Consider the following 24,559-nt stretch of genomic DNA (forward strand, 5'->3'; position numbering starts at 1 on the left):
TGGTGGCCGATTTTGTTGGGCTTTCGTCCGAATCGGTCATGGCAGGAGGGAGCCTTGTCCGCTTCGGTCTTAGTGTGGTCAAAAGCGGACAGGAAGAAAAAATTTCCGGTGTGCGCAGTATTTATCGTTTTGCGAATCAAGTTCGGTAGAAGCCTGGCTGGCGGCCCGTCCATTTCACAAAAGCGCGACGAAAACTGCTGCTGTCGGCAAACCCCAATTGCGCGGCGAGTTCGGGCAGCGCTATCTCGCTGCTGCGGAGTCGTTCGATCGCTATGTCGCGACGCAACTGATCCTTTATGCTGCGATAACTGCTGCCCTCTTCAGTCAGCCGACGACGGAGGGTGCGAACATCGCAATCCAGACTGCGGGCAATGGCATCCATGCCTGGTTGTTCCCGCCAATGGGCCTCCATATGCTGACGCACGCGGGCGCTCCACGCACCTACACGATCAAATTGTCGCAACAAATCTTCACACACCTGTTCGCAGGCACGAGCGGTAACCGGATCTGCATTGGGCAGTTTTATACCGAGAATATCAGTGCGAAAAACAATGTCCGTGTGTTCACAATCAAAGCGTACTGGACAGTCGAATAGAACTTGATAGTGTTCGGCGTAGCCCGGGTCCGGATAATTCAGGCGTAGCTCACAGACTCGGCTGGGGCGTTCGGCAAGTACGTCATTGAAGCGCAGGAATCCGGCAAGAAATTGTTCCAGATAAAACACTTTGACCGGCCCGGATGGTAGGCGGTCGGTAACCCGAATCAAGCCCTTGTCGCCCTCCACCTGCAGGGCAATCTGCACTTCCGTGCCGAGTATGGCTTTCTGATACTTGATGGCCAGATTCACTGCATCGATATCGGTTGAGCTGCACAGCATGGCGAAACCGACAACGCCATATACACCGACGCCAGCGGCTTTGCCGACTTTGAGCCCGATACCCGGTTCACGCCCGGCCTTGACCGCATTCTGGTAGACCTGAATCAGGTCGCTGAACGGGACTATTTGACGGCAACTGCGATCAGTGCCGAGTTGGCCGGTCGAAATGCTCGAACCGTTTAGCAATTGCTCTGCATTAAAGCCCAGTCTCACAAGCTGGTTAACCGCGGCAATAATGCTATAGAGGGGTATCAGCCCCGAATTCATCCGTGTCTTCATGGCATCTTCAGCGTTGTTATTGTTGTGCTGTAGAAATCATTGTGCCCGCTCCGGTCAAGCTTCGCACTCATCTATTTGGCGCACCTGATCAATCTGTGAAATATACCTGTCACATCACCGTGTTTGACTGCGGGGCTGGTTGAATGGGAATGATTGCATGGGTGACGAGCTGGTACTGACGCCGGAACTGAGGCATCTCAAAAGCCTGCTGCAGTTTTCCTCACCGCTGCTGCGCAGCCGTTTCTTGGCTGAGGTGCCTTTGCGTCATTCGGAGCAAAAGATACCGCTGCAGGTGCTCGAGTTGGGTAGTGAAGCCGCGGATGTGCCGGTGCCGACGCTGGCGGAATACTACGCGCTCTACAAATTACTGCATCGCACTTACCCGCACATGGATTACATTTTTGAACCCCAGTCTCGCCACTATATTACCCATGGTGATCTTTTGGGACTGGATGAGTTTGGAGGCGCAACAGGAAAACCGCCTGCTGTTGCCGCTGACGCTGGAAATGGGGTCGTGGCGCTGGGTAAAGAAAAACCCGTTGCAGATTCGCAGCCTGCAGGGTTTGTTCAATCCAGTTAAGGCCCATCGCATTCAGCGGGTGCTGCGGCGCCATACCATGCTGATGGAGTTTCTGATCCGTGCCACCCGCGCCTATCCAGCGTGGCTGCCCTCGGAAGAAGACCGGGTTTTTCGTCAGCGGGCCGCCATGCGCCGCTGGTATGAGCAGTATGCCAGTGGCTGACACCTTTATTTTGCTGCGTGGATTAGGGCGTGGACAAAGCCATTGGATGGGTTTTGCGGAACGACTTGCCGAGGCCTGTCCGGACGCAAGCGTTGTCTGTCTGGATTTACCGGGTAACGGCGAACTCTGGTTCGAAAAAAGCCCGCTGTCACTGGAAGAGGCTGCGCGCAGCTTGCGTCGGGATTGCCTGCGCCGAGGCTTGCAGCCGCCATTTCGAATCGTGGGTTTATCGATGGGTGCGATGGTGGGGCTGGCGTGGTTCACTGCAGAACCGAGCGATATAAAAGAGCTGGTAATGATTAACAGCAGTCTTGCCAGTGTTTGCCCGATATACCAGCGTATGCGCCCTGCGGCGTTTCTCAGATTGTTGCCGGGTTTATTGAGTCGCCGCTGGCGCGAGCGAGCGGTGCTCAGTTTGACCTGTAACCTGCGTCGTCACGACCGCGAACTCTTGCGAGTGTGGGATGCTATTGCGCTCGAGCAGCCCGTTTCTGCCACTAACGTGTTACGTCAGTTGGCTGCGGCAGCGCGCTATTGCCCGCAGCCTCTGCCCTTGGCGCCAATTCGCCTCGTGGCTTCACGTACTGATCGGCTAGTCGATGTGCGCTGCAGTCAGGCGATTGCCGAACATTGGCAGCTGCCGTTGATAGTGCATGATACTGCCGGCCACGATCTGCCCGTTGATGATCCGGATTGGCTAATTCAGACACTGCTGCACCGATCTCAGCCCGTGTAAATTCTTCGCAGAGTTTCCACCTTGTCTGTGCGACGCTAGTTTGTGAAACGGAGTTCTTGAGGAGTGCGTCATGAGTGTAGAAAGTCTGCTGGTGTTCTTGTTGGTCGGCGGTGTAGCTGGCTGGCTCGCCGGGCTACTGGTGAAGGGCGGCGGCTACGGAATTCTTGGCAATATAGTGATTGGCATTGTTGGTGCGGTGATTGGCGGTAGTGTTTTTAACAGCCTCGGTATCTATGCCGGGGGTATTATTGGTTCCATTGCTACGGCGACCGCCGGCGCCATACTGCTGCTGTTTGTCGTGCGCCTTATCAAGCGCTTATAAGAAACACGGCGAGTTGCCGATCAGCGCTGCACCCATCCGCCGCAAACGGGAAATACCTGTCCAACAAAATGGTTTGCGGCGTCGCTGCATAGAAAAGCCGCGAAGCTGCAATCTTCGTCGGCACTGACCAGCCGGCCCAGAGGCACTTCGCGTTTCAGACGTTCCTGAAACCGGGGATTCTCCTGAACGCTCTCGGGAAAGTAGGTCGGGTTGTCGACAAAGTTCTGGGCAATGGCGTTGACTTGAATATTCTGCCCCGCGACTTCTACCCCCAGTGCTTGTACATACGCCAGCTGGGCACCGCGCGCCGCACTGTAGGTTGAGACCCGCTTCATACCGCGCAGCGCAGAGGCGCTGCCCATCACCAGAATCTTGCCGTGGCCGCGAGACTGCATTTGCGGGAGCACGGCCCGGCACAGTCGGGGCAGTGGATCGACCAGGGTGGCAAACGCTTCGCGCCATTCTTCTTCGCTAACCTCGCCCGCTGGCGTGGACGGTGCGGGCAGGGCGAGGTTTGCCAGCAGCACATCAATCTCGCCACTGCGTGCAATCAGGTCCGCAGGTTCGCTTTCCTCGAGCAGTGCGTCGCTGCTCGCGATTACCTCGGCGCCCTCAGCCTGTAATGTCTGCTGGAGAGCAGGGCCCATGAAGCGGTCCGCATGGGTCAGTAGAATGCGTTTACCTTGTAGTGAGTAAGGCATGATTGGTCTCCGAGGTCATTTTTAAGGGCAGACCGGGATAGTAATCAAAGCGCCGCTGTGGATGCAATTATCTGTATTTACAAGTAGTTAGCTTGAGTATCGGCAAAAAGCCACTGCGGCGACTACGGATAACGATTATTGGCGCCTTGGGCTACTCTGAACACTGAAAAATACAGGTAGTAAAAGATTGTCAGATTCGAAACTTCGTCAAATGCTTCGGGGAGAAACCCAGCTTCCGGTTATGCCGGAGGTCGCTTCTCGTCTCATTGCTTTTCAGTATAACCCTAAGGCGGGTCTTTCGGAGTTGGCGGCAATTGTTTCTCTGGATGTTTCGCTTGCCAGCACCGTTCTTCGTCACGCCAATTCACCGGCCTACAACCTCGCTGGCAAGGTGGAGACAGTTGAACGGGCGGCGCTGGTCATAGGGTACGAGGCCGTGCGGACTATGGCGCTCACGCTCAGTATCAGTAAGGCGATGGCGGAGCAGCCCGGGGGTAGTCTGAACTACACCACATTCTGGCAGCGCAGCTTGCTTGCTGCGGCGTCTGCCAGAGTGCTTGGCCAGACCGTGAAGGAAAATGCACTTGATGAACTGTTCCTCGCCGCGCTGTTGCAGGATATCGGGATGCTGGCCCTGGATCGTGTTCGCCCTGAGCTTTATCGAACACTGGATGTGCCGCAGACGGATCATCAAGGCCTCTGTGTTTTTGAGAAAGCTGTTTTGAATTTTGATCATGCCCGATTCGGAGGCGCACTGCTGCAGGAATGGGGTATGCACAACCGTACAGTCAAAGCGATATTGGAAAGTCACGATGACCATGCCAATGATGTTGACCATTTTGCTGCGTGTGTCGCTGCATCCGGTGTAATTGCAGACTTTTTTCTACAGGGCGGCGGTAGTGAGGCCTATGCCCGGGTTAGCCATGAGCTATACCGCTTGTTCAGTATTCGAGACTCTCAATGTATGCAGGTTTTGCTGCAGGCCAGTGAAGCTGTGCGCAACAATATAGGCTTGTATGGGGAGGTGATGGACGCGATTGGTTTGGTCGATGTAGCCTCATCAGTCTCTGGAACAAAGGAAAGCAGTAGCGAGTTTGAGGAAGATGAGCAGGATTTTGAACGCATAAGTCGCCATCATCTACTCGACAGTAACCTTGAAGCCGAGGGCTTGATGGGGCGAGGGGCTTTTGAAAAAAGCCTTAAAAACTCTTTTTATATGTTGCGCGGGCAACCCGTTAGTGTCGCGATGGTTTCCATCAATAACTTGCGTGCGCTGCACGGCCAGTATGGAGACCGAGTGGTGGCGCTGTTACTGAAAGTGATTAGCCGCAAACTGTCGGACAGCCTGCGGGTGGAAGACTTTGTCACGCGTTATGGTGATACCTTCGCGATTCTGTTGCTGGGCTCGACCGCAGAAAATGCGGTGAAAGTCGTGGAGCGCATTGTTCAACAGTTCGAGGATGCACGTTACGCCATTGCCGACGGGAGTCGCGTGGCGCTGCTGATTAACGGCGGCGTCGCGGGTAGTTCAGCTAGTCTGCACTTCGGTTCGGAGCAGCAGTTGCTGAACCGCGCGGCATTGGCGCTGAGCTATGCCCAGCAAGCAGGTGATTACAGTATCTGTGAGGAAATACCGGAAGCACAGCTGATGGAAATTGTTTGAGCGTCTTTGAGATCAGCCCAGTTTTTCTCGCGCCAGCGCAACGCGCTCTTCCGCACTTTTAGGGATGTTCTCCATAGCTTCAACGGCTCGCAGGTTAAATAACAGCCCGCGGCCGGTTGCCAGTTGCACGTTCAATCCCGGGCGTGCATTCAGCTCCAGCACCAAGGGGCCCTTGGTGCGGTCGATCACAATATCCACGCCAATATAGTTAAGCCCTACCATCTCCGAGCAGCGGGCAGCGAGAATCATAATGGTTTCCCAGTAGGGCAGTTGCAGCCCGTCGATGGGCTGCAGGGTATCCGGGTGAACCTTGGTCATATCGTTGGCGCGCACGCCGCTGCGCGTGACACCGGTACTGATATCAATGCCGACGCCAATGGCACCCTGGTGCAGGTTGGCCTTGCCATCGGAATCGCGAGTGGGCAGACGCAGCATGGAGGCGACCGGTACGCCGCGAAATACGATGACGCGAATATCCGGTACGCCCTGGTAGCTGATGCTGTCAAAGAAGGGGTCGCTTTCGACCCGGTATTCGATAATGGCGGTGTCGGGCACACCGCCCAGTGAATACATACCGCTCAGAATATTAGAGGCATGGCGCTTGATCTGCTCGCCGCCGACAATCACCCCGCTGGCCTTGCAGAAGTGGCTGCCAATGCGACTGCCGATAACCAACACACCATTACCGCCGCTGCCGTTATTCGGTTTGATAACAAAGCTGCTGTAGTGCTTGAGCGTATCGAGCATGGTGTGCACGTCGTGCTCAATTTCAACGGTGGAATAGAGTTCCGGTACCGCGATATTGTTTTCAATCGCAAGGTTTTTGGTGCGCAGCTTGTCATCCACCAGCGGGAACTGATTGCGGGGGTTGTAGGGCATGATGAATTCGGCGTTGCGCTGATTAATGCCGACAATGCCGCGCTCGCGCAGTCTACGGGCCCAGGTAATCATGATTTTGACTCCGGCGGTTCAAACTTGAGCGCCGCTCGGAAACGCCACAGTTCTGTCAGTCGGTAGCCGGTGTAGCGGCCGAACAACAGTGTCACCGCCAGCATGCAGAACAGCAGCTCCGGGAACACGAAGAACAGGTGGTTAAGCGTTTCATTGGTCATCAACATGTAGCCGAGAATGGCCGTAAACAAACTACCCGCGCCTTCCTTGAGGGCATCGCCCGCACCCAGCTCTTCCCACACAATGGACATGCGCTCAATCGTCATCGCCATGATGACCATCGGGAACAGCGCGACCGACATGGCGCGGGTGCCGCCAAACTGATGCGTCAGAATGCTGATCAGGATCATCATGATGACGACGATGATGAGAACCGAGGCCAGCCTTGGGACTAACAGAAGCATTAAACGGTCGAGATAAAAACGGATCGACAGACCGATCGCGATCATCACTGTGAACAGAATGATCCCCCACAGCAGTTGGGTTTCGCGGAAGGCCATGGCAATCAGTACCGGCATGAAGGTACCGAAAGTGCGGATACCAATCACGTTGCGCAGTATGACTACCAGCAGGGCGCCGAGTGGCACCATCAAAAGGACGCGGTAAACGTTTTGGGTTTCCAGCGGCAGGTTAAACAGGGAGGCATCTACCAGTGATGAACCCATGCGCTCGGCGCGCTTGCGGGCGATGTCGACGATTTCGCGGTAGTTGCGCGCGGCTGAAAACACCACTTCCGCCGCACCGGAGCCTTCAACCCACACCAGCGGGCCGCCGCCAATGCGCCACACCAAAAAATTGTCCGGCAGGCCCGGCTGGCCGGTCAAGGGATTGAACGACAACCAGCGCTTGCCATTGTGTACCTGCAGCCAGGGTTTGAGCTGGGCATTATTTACTGACTCGTTGAGTTCCAAACCGTAGAGAATGCGGTTGGGAATACGGGCGCCCTTCAGGACCTCGCTGATTTCAAAAACCCAAGCTTCATCGTTGTTGGCGCGACCACGCAGCAGTTCCACGTTTTCATTGGGTTTGTCGGCGTTGAGTTGGATCAGAAGCTCGCGGGTATAGGTGGCGATGTCGGCGGATTCCAACCGTACGTCGTCCAAAATGGCTTTAATTGCCGAGTTATAGGGCTCGGGGTAAAAAGGGGCTTCCGGGAAGGGGGGCTGTGAGCCGCCGGTCATTTCATTGCTGTTCTGGTCGCGGGCAATGCTGATTCGGTAGTACAGGGTCTGCGGGCCATTGGCGCGGCGCACGGCCCAGTTGGCCCAGCGATTTTCCCGCTCGCTTTCAACCGCAAGGCCGTAGTTGCCGGAAATATAATCCTCGTCGAGGGTGACAAAGCCGGGGGCTTCGTGAGGAATGGCAAACTGTACCTTGGTAGGCTTGCCTGAACCCTTGAAAGCGATGCGTGCCTGGACTGTCCAGACTTCTTCGTCCTGCCCCGGCTGCAGAGGCAAACCGAACACATTGACCTTGTAGATGCACAAGCCCAGTCCGAAGGCGAACAGGATCAGGGCCAGTACTCTCAGTTTAAAATCTCGCATCAGTTTTCCCCGGAGCGATGACGATTTCTATCAATCGTCTTTGTCATCGTTGTCTTCTTTCTCTTCTATCGCGTCGCGACAGTGGTCTTTGGTGAGGTAGGTCTCGTCGGGATCGATCACGGCAACCCCGCCCAGAAAGCGACGTCCCAGCAGAATGCGGTAGTTGAAGCCGCTGCGATCACTCAGGTTGAACTGAGTCTTGTGCACACGACCATCAAAGCACATATCCAGCTCGATCACCGGCCGTCGGTCGGCACCACCGTCGAGATCCTTAATCTTTACGCCGCGCACAATCGGGCGCTCCATTTTCTTGGTATCACCGTCTTTGTCGACAAAGGTAAAGCGGACCCACTCATCACCGTCGCGCTTAAAGCTTTCCACGTTGGTCGCGTGAATGGATGAGGTGTTGGCACCGCTGTCCAATTTGGCCTTGATGGGTTCGTCGCGGATATCCAGTATGGTCACCTTTTCCACCCAGCCAGCGATCACCTTGCCAGCCTCGCGGCCGTCTTTGTTCTTGCCAGCGTAGACCACGCCGGGGATCAGAGTTGTTACCACCAAGGCAAGTATGGCTGATTTTGCGGACATGCGAATCCTCCTGTGTTTATTCCGGGTGTTCGTCGGGTTCGGGGATGCGGGGTTCCAGCTCCGAGGTATCCTCACCCTCGGCGTCAACCGGTAGGTCTTTGGAGATAACCGATTGGGTTGCTTCTTCGGCAGCTTTGCGCGCTGCCTCGTTCACCGCTTGCGGATCATTACCGCTCTGGCTAGCCGATTCGGCAGCTTCTTTCGCGACCTCTTGTACGGCCTTGCGCACGGTTTCCAGCGCTGCATTGGCGGCGCCCTCGGCCGCTTTTTCAACTGCAGCGCCTTCGGCCTTGTCCAGTCCCAGGTGATAGGCGGCAAAACCGGGCATCACCATCTGGTTCAGGGCCATGCCGATAATGGTGCCTTTGGCGCTGGCGCGGATAACGCTGCTGCGGTTGGTGATTGGGTCGGTCACGGAGCCGAGAATGTCGCCTTTGTTAACCTCATCTCCAATTTTGACCTCGCTGAATAACACGCCACCCTGATCGGCTCGCAGCCAGACAGACTCGTAGAAAACCTCCTGCTCGCTGGCGATCTTGGTAGCATCGCCCATTACACCAAACCCGCGCAGGGCGGACAGCACACCGCGTACACCCTGGGCAACCTGTTCAGGCTGCAGATACAGCGGCTCGCCCGCTTCCAGCGTCACCGAGGGAATACCGGCCTCAACGGCGGCACGGCGCAGGGTGCCGACGGCACCGAGGCTGTGCAGCACCACAAAGTTATCGAACAGTGAGCTGAGTTTGGCCACATTGGCGTTGCTCAGGTCGGCCCGCAGCTGGGGCAGGTTGGTGCGATGGAATGAACCGGTGTGAATGTCGATAAGCGCGTCACAGTGGCTGATCACGTCCTGAAAAAAGTGGTAGGCAATGCGGGCTGCGGAGCTGCCCTTGGGATTGCCGGGAAAGTAGCGGTTCAGATCGCGGCGGTCAGGCAGGTAGCGGGAATTGCGCTGGAAGCCGTAGAGGTTGACGATGGGCACGGCAATCACGGTGCCGGTCAGGTTTTCGGTATCCAGCGCAAACATGATGCGGCGGATAATTTCCACGCCGTTAAGCTCATCGCCGTGCACAGCACCGGTCAAACACATGGTGGGGCCCGGCTGGTTGCCGGTGGCGATCAGCACCGGGGTAGGGAGCGCCAGACCGGACAAGGGTTGGCCGGCGGACCAGGCACGGCGGTCGAGAATGCCTTTTTTGATGGGTTTGCCCAGAAAGCGCTCGACTTTCGGGCGCTCGGCCGGAACTTCCGCTTTCAGTGGTGCAACATCCTGAACCCGCTCTGTGGCAGAGGCTGAGCTGACCAGGCTGCTCAGCAGCAAACCGGCGCAGAACATGGCTGTACTTGAACGACCCTGAGGGTGTGGCATAAACCTGTCGGTGCTCCTGTGAATACCGTTCCAGTGGGGGCGCATAACGAGTGCGCACTTTATCTTAAGTGTTATAGGCTTGCTGTGAAGAATTTGGGAAATTATTCCGGCCTGATAAGGGAACTTCGCCTTTCTGGCCGCTAATTTCCATGCACTTGCTGATTATCGTACGTTCGACGGTTGAGTGTGCCTGTACTCTGATTTGTCGGCAATCTGTGTGAGAATAGGCGGCTTAAGCATAGGGGATACAGGAGTCCATCATGGCAAAGGACCAGTTGGTCATTTTTGATACAACCTTGCGCGACGGCGAGCAGAGCCCGGGCGCGTCCATGACGCGGGATGAGAAGGTTCGTATTGCCAAGATGCTGGAAAAAATGGGCGTCGATGTTATCGAGGCCGGCTTTGCGATCGCCAGTCAGGGTGATTTCGAGTCGGTGCGCGCGGTAGCGGAGGCGGTTCAGACCAGCCGCATCTGCTCTCTGGCCCGCTCGGCCAAGAAAGATATCGAACGCGCCGGCGAGGCGCTGAAACCCGCTGCTTTGTCGCGTATTCACACCTTCATCGCCACCTCGCCGATCCACATGGATTACAAGCTGCGAATGAAGCCCGATCAGGTAGTCGATGAGGCGGTGCGCGCGGTGACCACGGCGCGCGGCCTGACCGATGACGTGGAGTTTTCCTGTGAGGATGCCTCCCGCTCGGAATTCGATTTCCTGTGCCGCATTATCGAACAGGTGATCAAGGCCGGTGCCAGCACCATCAACCTGCCCGACACCGTCGGCTACGCCGAGCCGGAAGAATACGGCGCTCTGGTTCACCGACTGATGAACACCATTCCCAACGCCGACAAGGCCGTCTTCTCCGTGCACTGCCACAACGATCTGGGTCTGGCCGTCGCCAACTCGCTGGCCGCCGTGCTGCAGGGTGCGCGGCAGGTAGAGTGCACCATCAATGGTCTCGGTGAGCGCGCGGGCAATGCCTCGCTGGAAGAAATTGTGATGGCGGTGCGCACCCGCGCCGATGTGTTCCCGGTAGAGACCCGCATTGACGCCACTCAGATCGTGCCGACCTCGCGTCTGGTCTCCACGGTGACCGGTTTTCCAGTGCAGCCTAACAAGGCCATTGTCGGTGCCAACGCCTTTGCCCACGAGTCCGGTATCCATCAGGACGGTGTCCTGAAATACCGCGAGACCTACGAAATCATGCGCGCCGAAGATGTGGGCTGGAATACCAACAAACTGGTGCTCGGCAAGCATTCCGGCCGCGCCGCCTTCAAGGCTCGCTTGACCGAGCTGGGTATCACCTTCGACAGCGACGAGGCCTTCAACGACGCCTTTACCCGCTTTAAGGATCTGGCCGACAAGAAACACGAAATCTTTGATGAAGATCTGCAGGCGCTGGTCAGCGAGGTGGCTGCACCGGATTCCGGTGAGAAGTACCGCCTGCTGGAGCTCGAATCTCACTCCCAGACTGGCCGTAAACCCGTTGCGCGTCTGCGCTTGCTGGTGAATGGTGAAGACCGCTCGGTAGAGGCAGAGGGAGATGGCCCGGTTGATGCGGCATTCAAAGCGGTTGAGCAAGTGGCGAACAGTCAGGCGCTGCTGAAACTGTATTCGGTCAATGCCATTACCCAGGGGACTGACTCTCAGGGCGAAGTGACTGTACGTTTGGAAAAAGACAACGTGATCGTCAATGGCAATGGTGCCGATACCGATATCATCGTCGCCTCGGTCAAAGCCTACCTGAATGCCTTGGACCTGTTGGCCTCTGGCAATATGCGCACCCATCCGCAAAAAGAAGGCGTGTAAATGTTCGAGGCCCTGCCCGAAGCAAAAAGGCTGGCTTATTTGCAGGCTATGGGGGTGGAAAGTTTCTTCCCCCGTTTTCGCCTGCCCGGCGCGCCGGAACCCCGTTTGTGCGACACCCTGCCGACGGCGGACGAGATGACCGCGTTTGCAGAACCTCAGAGTGAATCCGTCGAGCCGCCCAGGCCGGAGCGCGCTCCGCGAGAAGCTCCAGAAGCAGCCCGCAATCTGTTGCGAGATCTTGTAGAAAAACCAGCCTCGCCAGAAACCCGAAAGCCCACGGCGGCCGCAACGCCTGCTGTACCGAAAGCTGAGAAACTCCAGTTCACCTTGCGTTTTTATCTGGTGCCGGGTCTGGTGCTGTTGGTGGACGCCTCGCCGGAGCAGGTACCGGAAACAGCCCTGAAACAATTTGCCGCTAACCTGATGCTGGCGCTGTCGCGGCGAAGCCCGGATTGGCAAGGCAGTATCAAACAGTCTCTGCAGCAGCACCTGTTCCGCTGGCCGGTGGTGGGTAATCAGGCATTGGCGCAGGGCGAGAACGAAGCCCGTGAAGCCCTGACCGCTGCCATTCAGGCCAATTGCGAGCGCCACAGTCTGACGCAGGTCGTATTGATGGGTGCCAATGCCCAGCGCTTTGTCGAGGCTGATCTTGTAAAGGCCATCCACAGCGAAGCGATGGCTCACTATCTGCAAACGCCGCTGGCCAAGCGAGAACTGTGGGCACAGCTGACCGCGTCATGAAGGTTGAACGCCTCACCGACGAGGCGCTGGAACGGGTACAGGCGATCGAGGCCGATGCCGGCCCCTATCGCTGGAGTCGCGCCGACTGGCTAAGCAGTCTGCAGTCCGACGATTGTTTTGAGCTGATATGCGATGAGGAGGCCGTGGCAGTCGCGGCTTTTTCGGTTGTTTGCGATGAGGCGAACCTGCTGAACATTGCCGTACCCAATCACGCTCAGCGTCGGGGGTATGCTCGCCGCTTGCTGGTGCACTGCCTCGATGAATACGCAGTCAATGGCATCAAACATTGTTTTCTGGAAGTCAGGCGCTCCAATGCGCCAGCGATTGCGCTTTATGAGAGCCTGGGCTTTAGCTTGATTGGCGAACGTAAAAATTATTACCCGGTGAAGGGCGGGCGCGAAGACGCGTTGGTTTACCTCAGCCGCTTGCAGCGCGGGGAGCAAGAGCGCGCTGCAAAAATAACAACCGCAGAGGAAAAAGACGATGCGTGAACTGGAAACGGACTGGTGGTTTTTGTCTCTGCCGGAAGACTGGCAGGTGGATCAGGACGACGACAGTATCGTTATTACAGACCCGGATGAAGTCGGCGTGATTACTCTGACCTCACTCATCACCGATGGCGAGCGCGATATCGAAGCCGGACTGAAAGATCTGATGGCCTCGCTTGGCGTGGAAAGCAGCCAGGTTGAGTCCACGATGCTGGGGGATTTCGACGGCTATTATCAGGAGTTTCAGGACGGTGACGACTGGGTACGCGAGTGGTATCTGGGTAGCGAACACTGTCTCCTGCTGGTGAGCTATGACTGCGACCCTGATAACAAAATGATGGATCGTGAACTGGTAGACGATATTCTCGATACGCTTTCACTAAAAGCCTAAAAAATAACGAAAGGGGTATTCATGTCAGAGCCCAAATCTTTCACGGTGCACATCAGCGATCAGGCCATTAGTGACCTCAATCAGCGCCTCGATCTAACCCGCTGGCCCGATCAAGTTGATGATGTGGGTTGGACTCAGGGCGCAGAATTGAATTACCTGCGCGAACTGGTGCAGTACTGGCGCAATGAATTCGACTGGCGCGCGCAGGAAGCGAAGATCAATCAACTCGACCAGTTCACGCTCGAGTTCGATGGTCTGACGACTCACTTTATTCACCAGCGCTCGCCCCATGCCAATGCGCGGCCCTTGCTGCTGAATCACGGCTGGCCAGGTTCCATTATTGAGTTTCTCGACGTCATTCCACGCCTGACCCAACCCGAGAAATTTGGTGGTCGGGCCGAAGATGCCTTTCACGTGGTCGCACCCTCCCTGCCCGGTTACGGTTTTTCCGAGGCGGCCCACACACTGGGAATGAATACCCGCGCCATCGCCGCACGCCATGTGGAGCTGATGAAGCGTCTCGGTTATGAGCGCTTTATCTGTCAGGGCGGCGACTGGGGCGCGATGATCACTCGCCAGCTTGCCGATCTGGCGCCAGAGCATTGCGAGGCCATTCATCTGAATATGGTGCTCGCCGGGCCTATAGATAAAGAGCGCCCGATGGAGGGTGTGACCGAGGCTGAAATCAAACGCGTGGAAGAAGATGCCGCTTTTTCTCGCAGCGAGATGGGCTACTTTAAAATTCAGGCCACCAAACCCCAGTCGCTGGGCTATGCGCTGAATGATTCTCCCGTCGGCCTGTGCGGCTGGCTTACCGAAAAGTTCCAGCGCTGGACCGACTGCCAGGGCGAAATTCGCAATGCGGTAAGTTGGGACACCTTGCTGGCGAATATTTCCTGGTACTGGTTCAGCGGCTCGATCACCTCGGCCATGCGCCTGTATTACGAGCATCGCCAGCACAAAGATACGGTACAGAAAATCTCGGTACCCACCGGCGCTGCGATTTATCCCGTTGAGCTCTACCGCCCGCCGAAAGCCTGGGTAGAGGCGACCTATAATCTGGTGCACTGGCACGAAGCCGGGCGCGGTGGTCACTTTGCTGCGCTGGAGCAGCCTCAGGATTTTGTAGAGGATATCTGGCGCTTCCGCTCCGCGCTTGAGGATTGAGCTGATCTGCGTGCTTGCAATACCGCGCTGTGCACGGCAGGGTAGGGTGCTGAATCGTAGATAGCATGGAGCCATCCGACGTGACGCATGAGCCTTTTCGTGAAGTAGCGAAAGATGACTTCATTGACGCGCTGTGCGAGGAGGCCTGTTCCTCTGCTGCAGTTCACCACCCTTACTTAAAGGCTTTTCAAAACGGGGACTTTCCCGATCCGCAGCGAGCGATCAGGGATTTTGCCCTCGAGTACGGCTGCTATAGCGCCGCCTTTACCCGCTACCTCAACGCCGTCATCGGTAATCTCGACAACGAGCGTCACCGCAAGATCCTGCAGCACAATCTGGCAGAAGAGCACGGCAATGCTCACGATGTGGCGTTGCCCCCCGCCGTGCTGGCCACTGTTGAAGGGCAACCCCATGCCCAGCTCTTTCGGCGCTTTCAACAGGCCTTGAACATTAATGACGCCTACCGACGTGCGCACCCACCGAGTGCAGCGAGCCTGCAATGGCGCGATCGATTTGCACGGCTATGTGAAAGCAATGCCTGTGCCGGCGTCGGTGCTATCGGCATCGGTACGGAATTGATTGTGTCACGTATCTACCAGCAGATACTTGTTGGCTTGCAACAACACAGCAAACTGACACTCACTCAGCGCGTTTTCTTTGATCTGCACAGCGAGTGTGACGACCAACATGCCAGTGATCTTCTGGAGATTGCCCGCTCTCTGGCAACGACACCGGAGGCTCGTGAACAGATTGCTTATGGCGCGCGGGCGGCGATCCGAATGCGCGTCGCGTTTTGGGATGCCATGCTGGAACGCGCCAACGAAACTTCTTCCCGTCACCCTATTGCTTCGGAGACATCTCCCGTCTGATGGATACACAACAGGTCTACAATCAAAACGCCCAGAAATGGCTGCGGCTTGAACCCAGCTCGCTATCTGACTTCACCGCGCGCCCTTTGGTGTTCGACGCCTGTGGCGAGCTTGCCGGGCGTTCGGTGCTTGATATCGGCTGTGGTGAGGGTTATTGTGCGAGAGAGCTAAAGTGTCGAGGTGCCGGTGATTACCTCGGTGTCGATCTGTCAGAGCAAATGATTGAGGCCGCGAAGCTGCAAGAAGCCAAAGAGCCTTTAGGGATTGAATACCGCGCCTGCGATGTCGTTGAGTTTCAAACCGAGCGTCAGTTTGATGTGTGCATCGCCGTCTTCTTGTTCAACTACTTGCGTGTTGAGGACATGAACAAAGTATTCCGCAGGGTGTATGATGCGCTGGCCACCGGCGGCGAGTTTATATTCAGCGTACCGCATCCCTTCTTCCCTTTTGTCCGTGTTGGAGAAAATCCGCCATTTTATTTTTCGGCAGCAGGTAAGAACTACTTCACCGACGTGAACCAGCAGTTTGAAGGTGAAATCTGGAAGCGAAGTGGTGAACCTTTGCACGTGCAATGCGTTCACAAAACCTTTACCGATTATTTTGACGGACTGCGTCTGGCAGGCTTTTACACCATGCCCGAGATCCGCGAACTCACCGTCACCGAGGAGCTTGTTGCGACGGATGAGGCATTCTTTGGGCCGCTCCTAAATGAACCCCTTCACGTACTCTTCAAGGTCAAAAAGTAGCGATGACCGCTCCCGGTCCTGCTGACGAAACGCTAATCGGACGATTGTTTTATCACGCGAAAGTCCGGCCAGAGCACACTGCTATTGCCTGTCCCGTGCGAACGATTTCCTATCATCAGCTGGCGTCGTTAGTTGTCGCTCAGGCCAATGAGCTGCGCCATCGGGGTGTCACTGCAGGGGCAACGCTGGGTATCTGTTGTCATGATGATGTGGAGCACCTGATCCTGTGCCTGGCCGGCATCTATTGTGGTGCCACGACCTGCACGATTCCCAGTCACGAATCCCCCGCCGCGCGCGATGCGCTGATGCAGCGCTGTGGCGCATCGCATCTCATCGAAAAAAGCGATGTGTTGAACACGCAGGCGGAGGTGGAGCTTCCGTGGGAAGCTGAGGCTTCCCAAGCGTTGGTACTGTTCTCGACCTCCGGTACGACCGGTGAGCCCAAGCTAGTTATGCATCGAGATAGCGATTTGGTGGCCCAGGCCCACCGCCATGTCAGTTCTGAACAGGAGCGCTTCGCTTGTCTGGCCTCGGTGGAGCATAACTTTGCGAAACGTCATCGTCTGTACTGTGTCGCGATGGGGGCTACCAATGTGTTTCCCGGCGCATTGGACGACACATTGGTTGAGCGATGTTCCAGGCTGCAGGTCAACGTGCTGCATGTGTCTGCCTTTCAGGCTCAGGAACTGCTGGCGCTGCATGGTTGGGAAAGTCTCACTGGGTTACGTCTGAAGCTGGGTGGTTCGCATGTGGCTCCCGCATTGCGTCAGCAACTTCGCGAGCAGATCACCCCCCGATTGCAGGCCGGCTACGGCACAACAGAAACCGGCGCCATTGCCTTTACCGATCCTGACGATATGGCGGCGGGAGACAGCGTCGGGCGCCCCCTTCCCGGTATTGAGATTCACGCAGTCGATGAACAGGGGCAGACACTTCCCAATGGTCAGCGTGGTGAGTTGGCGGTGCGTTGCAAGGGAATGTTTCGTGGCTATCTGAACCGGCCCGAACTGACAGATGAACGTTTGCAGGATGACTGGTTCCATACCGGCGATATCGGTTTTATCGATAGCGATGGACGCATTCATATCAGCGGTCGCAGCGACGATATGTTTGTGTTTAACAGCATGAATATCTTTCCGCAGGATATTGAATCTGTCATTCGTGACTGCGATGGCGTGCAGGATGCGGTGGTTCTACCAAGGCCTTCAGCTGTGCATGGCAGTATCCCGGTGGCGCTGGTGGTACTTAAGGGGAGCCCGAAAAAAATACTGCCCTTGCTGCAGAAGCAGGTAAAAAAACAGGTTGGAATCAGGGCGCCACGGCAATACATGGTTGTGGATGCAATCCCGACCAATGCATCGGGCAAAATTGCTCGCCGGGATGCGATGGCCATCCCTCAAAAAGTGGAACAGCTGCGCAAGGATCTGATCGGCCTTATCGACGCCAAGGTAAAGCAGCGGGTCAAGCCGGCCCTGCTCAAAGCCTTCGTCAATGGCAAGACCGATATTGCACTGCGCCGCTTTGAGATGGACTCGCTGGAGCGTCTTGAACTACTGCTGACACTGGAGACCGGTTACGACATTGTCGTGCCGCCGGCAAAATTCAATGGCTTTCGTTACCTGGGGGATCTGGTTTCCTACGTTCTGTCGCCTGACGAAGAGAAAAGCGATGCGGCAACGACGGAAGTACACCCTGTCGATAGTATTAAGATCGAAACTCCGACCAACGATGCCCCGCCCCCCCATGTGGTGACCTTTTTCCAGCGTGTGCTGCGGGTCAGCCGCGCGATAGTGCAGTTGAATAAAGCCCTCAATACCCTTGAGAACCGGTTGGTGCCGCAGGATTTATATTTCCTCTGCGCGTGGTATGAAGCTGGCAGACTATTGCCTGACGATACACCAAAGGACAGGCAGGCAATCGTGTGCCGTTGGTTGCAGAATATGACCAGCTTGCTGGTTAAAAGTGGCAAGCTGGAAGCTGAGCCTTACGCACTCACGCGAGTGGCACCTACCGCCAGACTGTTTGCTGGCCCCGGGCCGGCTACGAACAAGGCTATTCTGATCTGTTTTCCACCCAGTGGCGGGCGCAATATGATGATGCCCAATACGGTTTTTCTGCAGTATCTGCGTGCCTCGCAGGTGGATGTGTTAATGCTGTCGGAAACCCTGAATCAGAAATATCGCAAGGGTATTCCCTTTGTAGGCCGAAATCCCAGACAAATCGCCGATTACTTGGCGCAGCAAGATTGGATCGGCGCCTACGCTCGCATAGTTACCATGGGCTGTAGTGCGGGCGCACCGCTGGCACTAACCGCTGCCGGTAGATTGAATGCGACGGTTGGTGTGAGTGTCTGCGGTCGGTTTTATCGGCGTCGCCATGTTGCAGCCAATGTGGATCGCTTACTGTCTATCTATCGAGCCAAGCGCCGGGCGAGTAATTTGCGGATGATCTATGCCTACGGGGTTGACGACGTACGTGATCGTTATTTTGCCGAGCGTATGGCTCCTATCACAGCCAGTGAAAGATGGCCTGTCAGCTTCGGCGAAGAAGCGGTTGGTCATGAAATTCTGCGGCAGCTATTGGATCGCGGAGAGCTCAAAATGTTTCTGGAGAAAACATTGTTTGGTGGTCGAAATCTAGCTGAGGATGCTGAATCCGAGCCATTGCGATTACATTAATGCTCTCTTTCCTTCGGCGCTTAAATTAAACTAGTCGCGTAGGAGGGCCAATGAATCAGAAAGAAAACACCAAGGTAAGTATCTTCTCGCCTCTACAGCACGCCACTTTTCGCAATATGTGGCTCAGCAATACCGTAACCAATGCGGGTAGTCTGATCCAGAGTGTGGCGGCCGCGTGGGTAATGACCAGCATTTCAACCGCCGATCACGTGGCGCTGGTTCAGACCGCAACCTTTTTGCCGATGGCCTTGTTTGCCCTGCCTGCCGGCGCGATTGCCGATATCTATGATCGACGAAAGGTTCAGATCGTATTCTTTTTCGTTTCGATGCTCGCCGCGATTTTAATGACGGCGGTGTCGGCTTTTGACTTGATTACACCGTGGGTGCTGCTTGGGCTCTGTTTCCTGGTCGGCACCGGTGGTGCGCTGGCCGCTCCGGCGCGGGGTGCTTCGGTCGCCGAACAGGTGCCCTCCAAATTGATACCGCAGGCGGTGGCGCTGAACAATATCAGCTACAACCTGGCGCGGAGTGTCGGCCCGGCGGTTGGCGGGATGTTGGTCGCGGCCTTCGGTGCGACCATCGCCTTTGCCGTGAATGCCCTCAGTTTTATTCCGATGCTGGAATCCCTGCGTCGCTGGAAGCGAGAGCCCGAGTCGTCGCGCTTGCCGCCCGAGGGGTTGTTGCGTTCGGTCAACTCCGGGGTGCGGTATGTAATCAATATGCAGCCGGTACGCCGTGCCGTCGGGCGTGCATTTTTCGTGTGTCTGGTGGGCGCAGCGCTGCCCTCACTGATGCCATTGGTTGCGAAAGATATTCTTGTGGGCGATGCCAGTACATTTGGTCTGATGTTGGGCTGCTTTGGTGTTGGTGCTGTCGGCGGTATTTTCGTCTTGCAGCCGATGCGGGATCGTTTTGGCAATGAAGGCACTCTGCAATTCTGTTGCCTAGTGATCGGTCTGACAACGGCCCTGTTGTCGATTTGTACCAACCAATGGCTCGCCTTTGTCGTGCTGACCTTGGCAGGTTTAGCTTGGATGATGGTCACCACCATCATCAGCGTCATGGTGCAGTTATTTGTGCCGCGCTGGGTCATGGGGCGCGCCATCGCGACCTCTAGTGCTGCTATCACCTTAGGCGTAGCGATTGGCTCCTGGTGTTGGGGGCTGGCGGCACGCGATTTTGGTCTGGTCTTAGCACTGCAGATAGCCGGAGGAGCGATGCTGGTCACTCAGGTGCTGGGTTGGATACTACCCATTGCGGATCGCGATGAATCTACAGAACTTGACGAAGAAATTCTGGCTGACCCGGATGTGCAATTGGGGATAACGGGGCGCAGCGGTCCCGTCAGTATTGAATTGCAGTATCGAATTCCGGTCGAGAAAGCCCGCGATTTCTACAACATCATGCGGGAGCAGCAAAGGGCGCGCTCTCGCAACGGAGCTTATCAGTGGTCGATTTCCCGCAATATTGCCGACCCGGAACAGTGGAGTGAACGCTTCAGTTGTCCGACCTGGAACGACTATCTGCGCCTTCGAAACCGTCGAACGCTGGAAGACAGCGAATTACACCGCAGGGCGGCGCAGATGCAGATTGGCATGGAGCCCATTCGCGTGTTGCGATGGCTGGATAGGCCGGCTGGCTCGGTGCGCTTGAGCGACTCGGTGCCGGATCGCGGTGACGAAGCGCTCAATGTGCAAGGGCAGGGTAATACGGCTTGAATCGTTGTCGTTTAGCTTTCGAGTTGTTTTAGAAAGGTGGCTGCAGCTTGTCCGGCGATTAGCCCACTAGCAAAGCAGGCATTCAGCAGATAGCCGCCGGTTGGTGCTTCCCAGTCGAGCATTTCCCCGGCGCAAAATACGCCGGGCAGCGAGCGGATCATTAAATCTTTGTCGAGCTCGGTGAAGTCGATGCCGCCCGCGGTGCTGATGGCTTCGTCAATGGGGCGATACTGGCGCAGGGTTTGAGGAAGGGCGGTTAGCAGCGCTGGCAGCGTTTCGCGCTGTTGCATCTGTGACTTACTGGTCAGCGCCTTGAGCAGGGCGAGTCGGGCTTCCTTAATGCCTAGTTTGCGCAGGGCGTTGGCGATTGAGTCGTTGCGATATTTTTGCGTGAGGTCGCGCTGCAAATCGTCGGGCTTTCGATTCGGGCACAGATTCCAGTAGACGGTGCATTCGCCCCGCTTATCTATGGCGTCGCGGATACGACTGGAGGCCGCATAGATCAGGCTGCCTTCAATGCCGTAGTGGCTGAGCAAGGCATCGCCCTGCCGCGACCAGTCCCCCACGCTTAAGCCAATGCTTTTCAATGGTAGACCGAAGGATTCCGAGATAAACGGGGGCCAAGGATAGTCAAACCCGCAGTTGGAAGGGCGAAAAGGCCGACAGGATACTCCACGCTCTTGGAGTAACGTGCTCCACCTTCCATCGGATCCGAGGGCTTGCCAGCTGCCGCCGCCAAGTGCGAGAACCAATGCGCGGGTATTCACCGACAGATTCTTTCCCTGATGTTCAAAGCGCAGGCTTTCCCCTTCCCAGCCGAGCCAACGATGCCGCGTATGAAGTTCGACGCCCTGAGTGCGTAGGCGTTCGAGCCAGCGCCTCAATAAGGGTGCCGCCTTCATCTGACGTGGAAAGACTCGCCCGGAGCTGCCAACAAAGGTTTTTATGCCCAGCGCTTCGCACCATGCGCGCAACATGGCGGGCGTAAACTGATCGAGTAGGGGAGACAGGCTGTCTTGCCGGTTGCCGTATCGCGACAGCATGTCTTCGTAGGGTTCGCTGTGGGTGATATTCAGTCCGCCGATGCCGGCGCGCAAAAACTTGCGGCCCACGGTAGGCTTTTGGTCGAAGACAGCAACGCGGTGCCCGGCCAGAGCCAGCTGTTCGGCAGCCATCAGGCCGGCGGGACCGCCGCCAATGACAACGGCAGGATAAGTAGTGGCGGGCATGGTTACCGGACGTTCACCTGTTCACGCATATAGGGGGCGTATGATACTGACAATCCTGAAAGTACACGACCGGCCCTTCTTTTGATCGAATAACAACAGGTGGCAAATCACTATGAGCGCGGGAAAAATCATCGGCCTTCAGCATTTGGCTATTAACGTTACCGACCTTGAGGCGGCGAGAACGTTTTATGGCGAGCTGCTCGGCTTGCCTGAATTACCTCGGCCCGATAGCGTTGCGGAACAGTTTCGCAGTATCTGGTATCTATTGGGCAATGCGGAGCTTCACGTTGTCGAAAACCCCGAATTCAAACCCTTGAAATCCCCGTTGGGGCCACACTTTGCGGTTGCCTGTGACGACTTTGCTGCAGCAAGTCAGCGCTTTGTGGACAGCGGTGCGACGCTGGTGTTCGGGCCGGGTAAAGGCATGGATGGTATTGAGCGGGTCGTATTGAAAGACCCGACGGGCAATATCGTCGAGGTGATTGATCTGCCTTTGCACGGCTAGTGCAGCGCTCTCGTCAGTCGACGAGGGCGAAGCCGAATCTAGCTGCGAACTGCTAGCTGATAGTCCCGGTAACGCGTACGCGGCGGCTTTCTTTCGGTTGCCCTGCCGTTCTTGCGGCCTCGCGTTTCTTGATGCCGTCATCGATCCAGTTTTTCACGGCGATGATCAGGCCCGTCACGATAAACGCGCCCGGCGGCAGGATGGCGACGAGGAACTGGTTGTAGTCGTCGAAGAACACAATCTTCCAGCTTTTCGCGCCTTCGCCAAACAAGAGATCCATATTGGCAAACAGGGCGCCGGTGCCAACCAGTTCTCGGATGGCGCCCAGCACCACCAGAATTACGCCGAAGCCAAGGCCCATCATCAGACCGTCGAACATCGCAGGCCCAATGCTGTTTTTGCTGGCAAAGGCATCGGCGCGGCCGAGGATCAGACAGTTGGTGGTAATCAGCGGCAGGAAGATGCCGAGTATCTGAAACAGTTCGTAGGTGTAGGCCTGCATCAACAGCTCGGTGCAGGTCACCGCTGCGGCGATGATCATCACAAAAGCGGGCAGGCGCACCGCATCGGAGACAAAGCCGCGAATTAGCGATACGGAGGTGCTGGAAGCAAGCAGTACGAACAGTGTAGCCAGAGCCATGCCAAGTGAGTTCACTACGGTGCCAGTAACGGCCAGCAGCGGGCATAGGCCGAGCAGTTGCACGATGGCCGGGTTGTTCTTCCACAGGCCGTTCAGGGACAGATCGCGGTAGTTGGTATCACTCATCGCCGCTTTGCTCCTTTTCCGCTGCTGCGATCAGCTGCTCGCGGTTCTGTTCGAAATATTGCAGGGCTTTATACACTGCGCTCGTGACGGCGCGCGGCGTAATGGTGGCGCCGGTAAACTGGTCAAATACGCCGCCGTCTTTTTTCACACCCCATTTTTCCGGTTTGGGGTTGGTCAGACTTTTGTTGATAAAGTCATCTACCCAATCGCTTTTCTTGCGCTCCACCGCGTCGCCCAGACCGGGCGTTTCACGGTGCGACAACACGCGCACGCCAGCAATGGTGCCATCGCGGTTTATACCGACAATCAGGTCGATATCGCCGGTATAACCTTCGCGTGATGTAGCGGGAATAATTGCGCCGACAAAGCTGCCGTTTTGGGTGGCGAGATAAATATCCTTGGCTTCGCGGAGGCCGAGCAAGTCGACGTTGTCGGTGCTTACGGTGCTGTCGAGCATGGAATTGTCGTGACGCTCGGCGGGAATAATCTGCAGCAGGGCCTTTTCTTCGGCGGCGCGAATGTTTGCCTTAATCTGGTCGCGGCTACTCAAATAGGTGCCGGCAATAATCGCCGTGGTAAAGGCGGCGAAAATACCCAGCAAAATACTGTTGCGGCTGATGGACTGGCCCAACATCAGTCAGTCTCCTTCTGCAGGGTTTTCTTTTTGTGACCGTATGTGCGCGGCTGAGTGTAATGATCCAGCAGCGGTGCGGCGAAGTTCATCAGCAAGACCGAGAAGGCGACCGCATCCGGGTAGTTGCCCCACACGCGAATCAGGTAGATCAGTACGCCGATACAGGCACCATAGATAATGCGGCCCTTGTTGGAGACCGCTGAAGTGACCGGATCGGTGACGATAAAAAACGCACCGAGCATGGTGGCACCGCTGAACAGGTGGAACATCGGTGAACCACCGGAGGCGGAACTACCCCCGTCGTAGAAGATTGCCGACAACAGGGTCAGGGCAATCAACATGCTGATGGGGGCATGCCAGGTGAATACACGTTTGTAGAGCAGAAACAGGCCGCCCAGCAGAAAGCCGACGTTAGCCCATTCCCAGCCGACACCGGCCAGTGAACCAAACTGGCTGTTGCTGGCCCAGAGGTCTTCGATCAGAAGAGAGTTGTTCTGCTTTAAAACATCGAGAGGCGTGGCTGCGGTTACTGCATCCACACTGCTGGCGCTGAAGGTTCGTACCAACGCATCAATCGGGCCGAGTACGCTGCCATCGAAGTTGCCTATGGGAGCAACCCAGCTGGTCATTTGCACCGGGAAGGAAATCAGCAAGACCACGTAGCCAACCATCGCCGGGTTAAAGGGGTTGTAGCCCATACCGCCATAGAGGTGTTTGGCGAAGACGATGGAAAACAGTATGCCGACGGCGAGAATCCACCACGGTGATGCGGGTGGCAGGGCGATCCCTAGCAGTATGGCGGTTACCAGCGCGCTACCGTCATTGAGGTAAAAGCCGATAGGGCGCTTGCGGATTTTCAGAATGGCCGCTTCCATTCCCAATGCTAGCAGGGCGGCAAACAGGATATTGGTCAGGGTGCCAAAACCGAAAAAATAGGTCAGGGCAAAGACACCGGGCAGGGTGGCGAGCAAGACCAGCCGCATCACGGTGGCGGTGCTCATGGGGCCATGGGCGTGGGGAGAGCTGACGGTAATTAAAGCCATAAT

Annotated in this window: 25 protein-coding genes; 15 read left to right on the top strand and 10 right to left on the bottom strand. The window is 56.4% G+C overall.

What is annotated here, in order from left to right; genetic code table 11:
* Window positions 1-136: 136 nt before the first annotated feature.
* The gene (locus FHR99_RS09730) at window positions 137-1,156 is read right to left on the bottom strand and encodes an AraC family transcriptional regulator (RefSeq protein ID WP_183410460.1); all 1,020 of its coding nucleotides are present in this window, start codon (window positions 1,154-1,156) and stop codon (window positions 137-139) included.
* 157 nt (window positions 1,157-1,313) lie between these two features.
* On the opposite strand from FHR99_RS09730, the gene FHR99_RS09735 reads away from it, so the two are divergent.
* The 4 genes from FHR99_RS09735 (at window position 1,314) to FHR99_RS09750 (ending at window position 2,957) form a co-directional block, all read left to right on the top strand.
* A complete protein-coding gene (locus tag FHR99_RS09735; RefSeq protein ID WP_183410461.1) occupies window positions 1,314-1,736 on the top strand; it encodes a hypothetical protein in 423 nt (140 codons plus the stop codon).
* A complete protein-coding gene (locus FHR99_RS09740) occupies window positions 1,696-1,899 on the top strand; it encodes a hypothetical protein (RefSeq protein WP_183410462.1) in 204 nt (67 codons plus the stop codon). The genes FHR99_RS09735 and FHR99_RS09740 overlap by 41 nt, the downstream gene beginning before the upstream one ends.
* On the top strand, window positions 1,892-2,635 hold the full coding sequence (locus tag FHR99_RS09745) for an alpha/beta fold hydrolase (RefSeq protein WP_183410463.1): 744 nt from the start codon (window positions 1,892-1,894) through the stop codon (window positions 2,633-2,635). The genes FHR99_RS09740 and FHR99_RS09745 overlap by 8 nt, the downstream gene beginning before the upstream one ends.
* Before the next feature lie 70 nt (window positions 2,636-2,705).
* Window positions 2,706-2,957, top strand: a complete 252-nt coding sequence (locus FHR99_RS09750) for a GlsB/YeaQ/YmgE family stress response membrane protein (RefSeq protein WP_183410464.1) — start codon at window positions 2,706-2,708, stop codon at window positions 2,955-2,957.
* A gap of 20 nt (window positions 2,958-2,977) precedes the next feature.
* On the opposite strand, the gene FHR99_RS09755 is transcribed toward FHR99_RS09750, so the two are convergent.
* The gene (locus FHR99_RS09755; protein ID WP_183410465.1) at window positions 2,978-3,658 is read right to left on the bottom strand and encodes an SDR family oxidoreductase; all 681 of its coding nucleotides are present in this window, start codon (window positions 3,656-3,658) and stop codon (window positions 2,978-2,980) included.
* A 241-nt stretch (window positions 3,659-3,899) separates the two neighbouring features.
* Between FHR99_RS09755 and FHR99_RS09760 the strand changes: the two genes are divergently transcribed.
* The gene (locus tag FHR99_RS09760; RefSeq protein WP_246386805.1) at window positions 3,900-5,321 is read left to right on the top strand and encodes a GGDEF domain-containing protein; all 1,422 of its coding nucleotides are present in this window, start codon (window positions 3,900-3,902) and stop codon (window positions 5,319-5,321) included.
* A gap of 12 nt (window positions 5,322-5,333) precedes the next feature.
* Here FHR99_RS09760 and FHR99_RS09765 read toward each other — a convergent pair whose 3' ends face one another.
* The 4 genes from FHR99_RS09765 to FHR99_RS09780 are packed head-to-tail and all read right to left on the bottom strand — an operon-like array spanning window position 5,334 to window position 9,773.
* Complete coding sequence (locus FHR99_RS09765; protein ID WP_183410467.1) at window positions 5,334-6,272, bottom strand: alpha-L-glutamate ligase-like protein; 939 nt, start codon at window positions 6,270-6,272, stop codon at window positions 5,334-5,336.
* Window positions 6,269-7,816, bottom strand: a complete 1,548-nt coding sequence (locus FHR99_RS09770; RefSeq protein WP_183410468.1) for an inactive transglutaminase family protein — start codon at window positions 7,814-7,816, stop codon at window positions 6,269-6,271. The genes FHR99_RS09765 and FHR99_RS09770 overlap by 4 nt, the downstream gene beginning before the upstream one ends.
* A 30-nt stretch (window positions 7,817-7,846) precedes the next feature.
* Window positions 7,847-8,404: an ATP-dependent zinc protease family protein gene (locus tag FHR99_RS09775; protein ID WP_183410469.1), complete on the bottom strand. Its 558-nt coding sequence runs from the start codon at window positions 8,402-8,404 to the stop codon at window positions 7,847-7,849.
* Between the two features lie 16 nt (window positions 8,405-8,420).
* Window positions 8,421-9,773, bottom strand: coding sequence for a succinylglutamate desuccinylase/aspartoacylase family protein (locus FHR99_RS09780; RefSeq protein WP_246386714.1), 1,353 nt, complete (start codon window positions 9,771-9,773; stop codon window positions 8,421-8,423).
* Between the two features lie 260 nt (window positions 9,774-10,033).
* Here FHR99_RS09780 and FHR99_RS09785 point away from each other — a divergent pair, with 260 nt between their 5' ends.
* The 9 genes from FHR99_RS09785 to FHR99_RS09825 all read left to right on the top strand — a co-directional run bounded on the left by FHR99_RS09785 (window position 10,034) and on the right by FHR99_RS09825 (window position 20,379).
* Window positions 10,034-11,581, top strand: coding sequence for a 2-isopropylmalate synthase (locus FHR99_RS09785; RefSeq protein WP_183410471.1), 1,548 nt, complete (start codon window positions 10,034-10,036; stop codon window positions 11,579-11,581).
* Complete coding sequence (locus tag FHR99_RS09790) at window positions 11,582-12,322, top strand: hypothetical protein (protein WP_183410472.1); 741 nt, start codon at window positions 11,582-11,584, stop codon at window positions 12,320-12,322. It abuts the gene before it with no gap.
* Window positions 12,319-12,813 (top strand): ribosomal protein S18-alanine N-acetyltransferase, encoded by a 495-nt coding sequence (rimI, locus tag FHR99_RS09795; protein ID WP_183410473.1) that lies wholly within the window; start codon window positions 12,319-12,321, stop codon window positions 12,811-12,813. Before FHR99_RS09790 ends, rimI begins: the two co-directional genes overlap by 4 nt.
* On the top strand, window positions 12,806-13,201 hold the full coding sequence (locus FHR99_RS09800) for a hypothetical protein (RefSeq protein WP_183410474.1): 396 nt from the start codon (window positions 12,806-12,808) through the stop codon (window positions 13,199-13,201). The genes rimI and FHR99_RS09800 overlap by 8 nt, the downstream gene beginning before the upstream one ends.
* 21 nt (window positions 13,202-13,222) lie before the next feature.
* On the top strand, window positions 13,223-14,368 hold the full coding sequence (locus FHR99_RS09805) for an epoxide hydrolase family protein (RefSeq protein WP_183410475.1): 1,146 nt from the start codon (window positions 13,223-13,225) through the stop codon (window positions 14,366-14,368).
* A gap of 65 nt (window positions 14,369-14,433) precedes the next feature.
* Window positions 14,434-15,237: an iron-containing redox enzyme family protein gene (locus FHR99_RS09810; protein WP_183410476.1), complete on the top strand. Its 804-nt coding sequence runs from the start codon at window positions 14,434-14,436 to the stop codon at window positions 15,235-15,237.
* A complete protein-coding gene (locus FHR99_RS09815; protein WP_183410477.1) occupies window positions 15,237-15,983 on the top strand; it encodes a class I SAM-dependent methyltransferase in 747 nt (248 codons plus the stop codon). The genes FHR99_RS09810 and FHR99_RS09815 overlap by 1 nt, the downstream gene beginning before the upstream one ends.
* 2 nt (window positions 15,984-15,985) lie before the next feature.
* A complete protein-coding gene (locus FHR99_RS09820) occupies window positions 15,986-18,661 on the top strand; it encodes a class I adenylate-forming enzyme family protein (RefSeq protein ID WP_183410478.1) in 2,676 nt (891 codons plus the stop codon).
* Between the two features lie 50 nt (window positions 18,662-18,711).
* Window positions 18,712-20,379, top strand: a complete 1,668-nt coding sequence (locus FHR99_RS09825) for an MFS transporter (protein WP_183410479.1) — start codon at window positions 18,712-18,714, stop codon at window positions 20,377-20,379.
* A gap of 11 nt (window positions 20,380-20,390) precedes the next feature.
* Here FHR99_RS09825 and FHR99_RS09830 read toward each other — a convergent pair whose 3' ends face one another.
* The gene (locus FHR99_RS09830) at window positions 20,391-21,608 is read right to left on the bottom strand and encodes a BaiN/RdsA family NAD(P)/FAD-dependent oxidoreductase (protein WP_183410480.1); all 1,218 of its coding nucleotides are present in this window, start codon (window positions 21,606-21,608) and stop codon (window positions 20,391-20,393) included.
* A gap of 112 nt (window positions 21,609-21,720) precedes the next feature.
* Between FHR99_RS09830 and FHR99_RS09835 the strand changes: the two genes are divergently transcribed.
* On the top strand, window positions 21,721-22,113 hold the full coding sequence (locus tag FHR99_RS09835) for a VOC family protein (protein ID WP_183410481.1): 393 nt from the start codon (window positions 21,721-21,723) through the stop codon (window positions 22,111-22,113).
* Window positions 22,114-22,165: 52 nt separating this feature from the next.
* Here the strand turns inward: FHR99_RS09835 and FHR99_RS09840 are convergent, their stop codons facing one another.
* The 3 genes from FHR99_RS09840 to rsxD are packed head-to-tail and all read right to left on the bottom strand — an operon-like array spanning window position 22,166 to window position 24,556.
* Window positions 22,166-22,879 carry an electron transport complex subunit E gene (locus FHR99_RS09840; RefSeq protein WP_183410482.1) on the bottom strand — a complete coding sequence of 238 codons (714 nt, stop codon included), beginning with the start codon at window positions 22,877-22,879 and terminating at the stop codon, window positions 22,166-22,168.
* Entirely contained in the window at window positions 22,872-23,513 is a 642-nt protein-coding gene (rsxG, locus tag FHR99_RS09845; protein WP_183410483.1) for an electron transport complex subunit RsxG, read from the bottom strand. The genes FHR99_RS09840 and rsxG overlap by 8 nt, the downstream gene beginning before the upstream one ends.
* Entirely contained in the window at window positions 23,513-24,556 is a 1,044-nt protein-coding gene (gene rsxD, locus FHR99_RS09850) for an electron transport complex subunit RsxD (protein ID WP_183410484.1), read from the bottom strand. The genes rsxG and rsxD overlap by 1 nt, the downstream gene beginning before the upstream one ends.
* Window positions 24,557-24,559: the final 3 nt, after the last annotated feature.

Origin of the sequence: Litorivivens lipolytica, from assembly GCF_014191715.1 — a bacterium.
GTDB lineage: Bacteria > Pseudomonadota > Gammaproteobacteria > Pseudomonadales > Spongiibacteraceae > Litorivivens > Litorivivens lipolytica.

Excerpts from the sequence above, each read along its gene's own strand:
- FHR99_RS09840 (WP_183410482.1), bottom strand. The coding sequence starts at position 22,879 with ATGAGTGATACCAACTACCGCGATCTGTCCCTGAACGGCCTGTGGAAG.
- FHR99_RS09760 (WP_246386805.1), top strand. The coding sequence starts at position 3,900 with ATGCCGGAGGTCGCTTCTCGTCTCATTGCTTTTCAGTATAACCCTAAG.
- FHR99_RS09735 (WP_183410461.1), top strand. The coding sequence starts at position 1,314 with ATGGGTGACGAGCTGGTACTGACGCCGGAACTGAGGCATCTCAAAAGC.
- rsxD (WP_183410484.1), bottom strand. The coding sequence starts at position 24,556 with ATGGCTTTAATTACCGTCAGCTCTCCCCACGCCCATGGCCCCATGAGC.
- FHR99_RS09805 (WP_183410475.1), top strand. The coding sequence starts at position 13,223 with ATGTCAGAGCCCAAATCTTTCACGGTGCACATCAGCGATCAGGCCATT.
- FHR99_RS09825 (WP_183410479.1), top strand. The coding sequence starts at position 18,712 with ATGAATCAGAAAGAAAACACCAAGGTAAGTATCTTCTCGCCTCTACAG.
- FHR99_RS09775 (WP_183410469.1), bottom strand. The coding sequence starts at position 8,404 with ATGTCCGCAAAATCAGCCATACTTGCCTTGGTGGTAACAACTCTGATC.
- FHR99_RS09780 (WP_246386714.1), bottom strand. The coding sequence starts at position 9,773 with ATGCCACACCCTCAGGGTCGTTCAAGTACAGCCATGTTCTGCGCCGGT.
- rimI (WP_183410473.1), top strand. The coding sequence starts at position 12,319 with ATGAAGGTTGAACGCCTCACCGACGAGGCGCTGGAACGGGTACAGGCG.
- FHR99_RS09810 (WP_183410476.1), top strand. The coding sequence starts at position 14,434 with ATGGAGCCATCCGACGTGACGCATGAGCCTTTTCGTGAAGTAGCGAAA.
- FHR99_RS09800 (WP_183410474.1), top strand. The coding sequence starts at position 12,806 with ATGCGTGAACTGGAAACGGACTGGTGGTTTTTGTCTCTGCCGGAAGAC.
- FHR99_RS09750 (WP_183410464.1), top strand. The coding sequence starts at position 2,706 with ATGAGTGTAGAAAGTCTGCTGGTGTTCTTGTTGGTCGGCGGTGTAGCT.
- FHR99_RS09765 (WP_183410467.1), bottom strand. The coding sequence starts at position 6,272 with ATGATTACCTGGGCCCGTAGACTGCGCGAGCGCGGCATTGTCGGCATT.
- FHR99_RS09790 (WP_183410472.1), top strand. The coding sequence starts at position 11,582 with ATGTTCGAGGCCCTGCCCGAAGCAAAAAGGCTGGCTTATTTGCAGGCT.
- FHR99_RS09835 (WP_183410481.1), top strand. The coding sequence starts at position 21,721 with ATGAGCGCGGGAAAAATCATCGGCCTTCAGCATTTGGCTATTAACGTT.
- FHR99_RS09755 (WP_183410465.1), bottom strand. The coding sequence starts at position 3,658 with ATGCCTTACTCACTACAAGGTAAACGCATTCTACTGACCCATGCGGAC.
- FHR99_RS09785 (WP_183410471.1), top strand. The coding sequence starts at position 10,034 with ATGGCAAAGGACCAGTTGGTCATTTTTGATACAACCTTGCGCGACGGC.
- FHR99_RS09770 (WP_183410468.1), bottom strand. The coding sequence starts at position 7,816 with ATGCGAGATTTTAAACTGAGAGTACTGGCCCTGATCCTGTTCGCCTTC.
- FHR99_RS09830 (WP_183410480.1), bottom strand. The coding sequence starts at position 21,608 with ATGCCCGCCACTACTTATCCTGCCGTTGTCATTGGCGGCGGTCCCGCC.
- rsxG (WP_183410483.1), bottom strand. The coding sequence starts at position 23,513 with ATGTTGGGCCAGTCCATCAGCCGCAACAGTATTTTGCTGGGTATTTTC.
- FHR99_RS09815 (WP_183410477.1), top strand. The coding sequence starts at position 15,237 with ATGGATACACAACAGGTCTACAATCAAAACGCCCAGAAATGGCTGCGG.
- FHR99_RS09820 (WP_183410478.1), top strand. The coding sequence starts at position 15,986 with ATGACCGCTCCCGGTCCTGCTGACGAAACGCTAATCGGACGATTGTTT.
- FHR99_RS09730 (WP_183410460.1), bottom strand. The coding sequence starts at position 1,156 with ATGAAGACACGGATGAATTCGGGGCTGATACCCCTCTATAGCATTATT.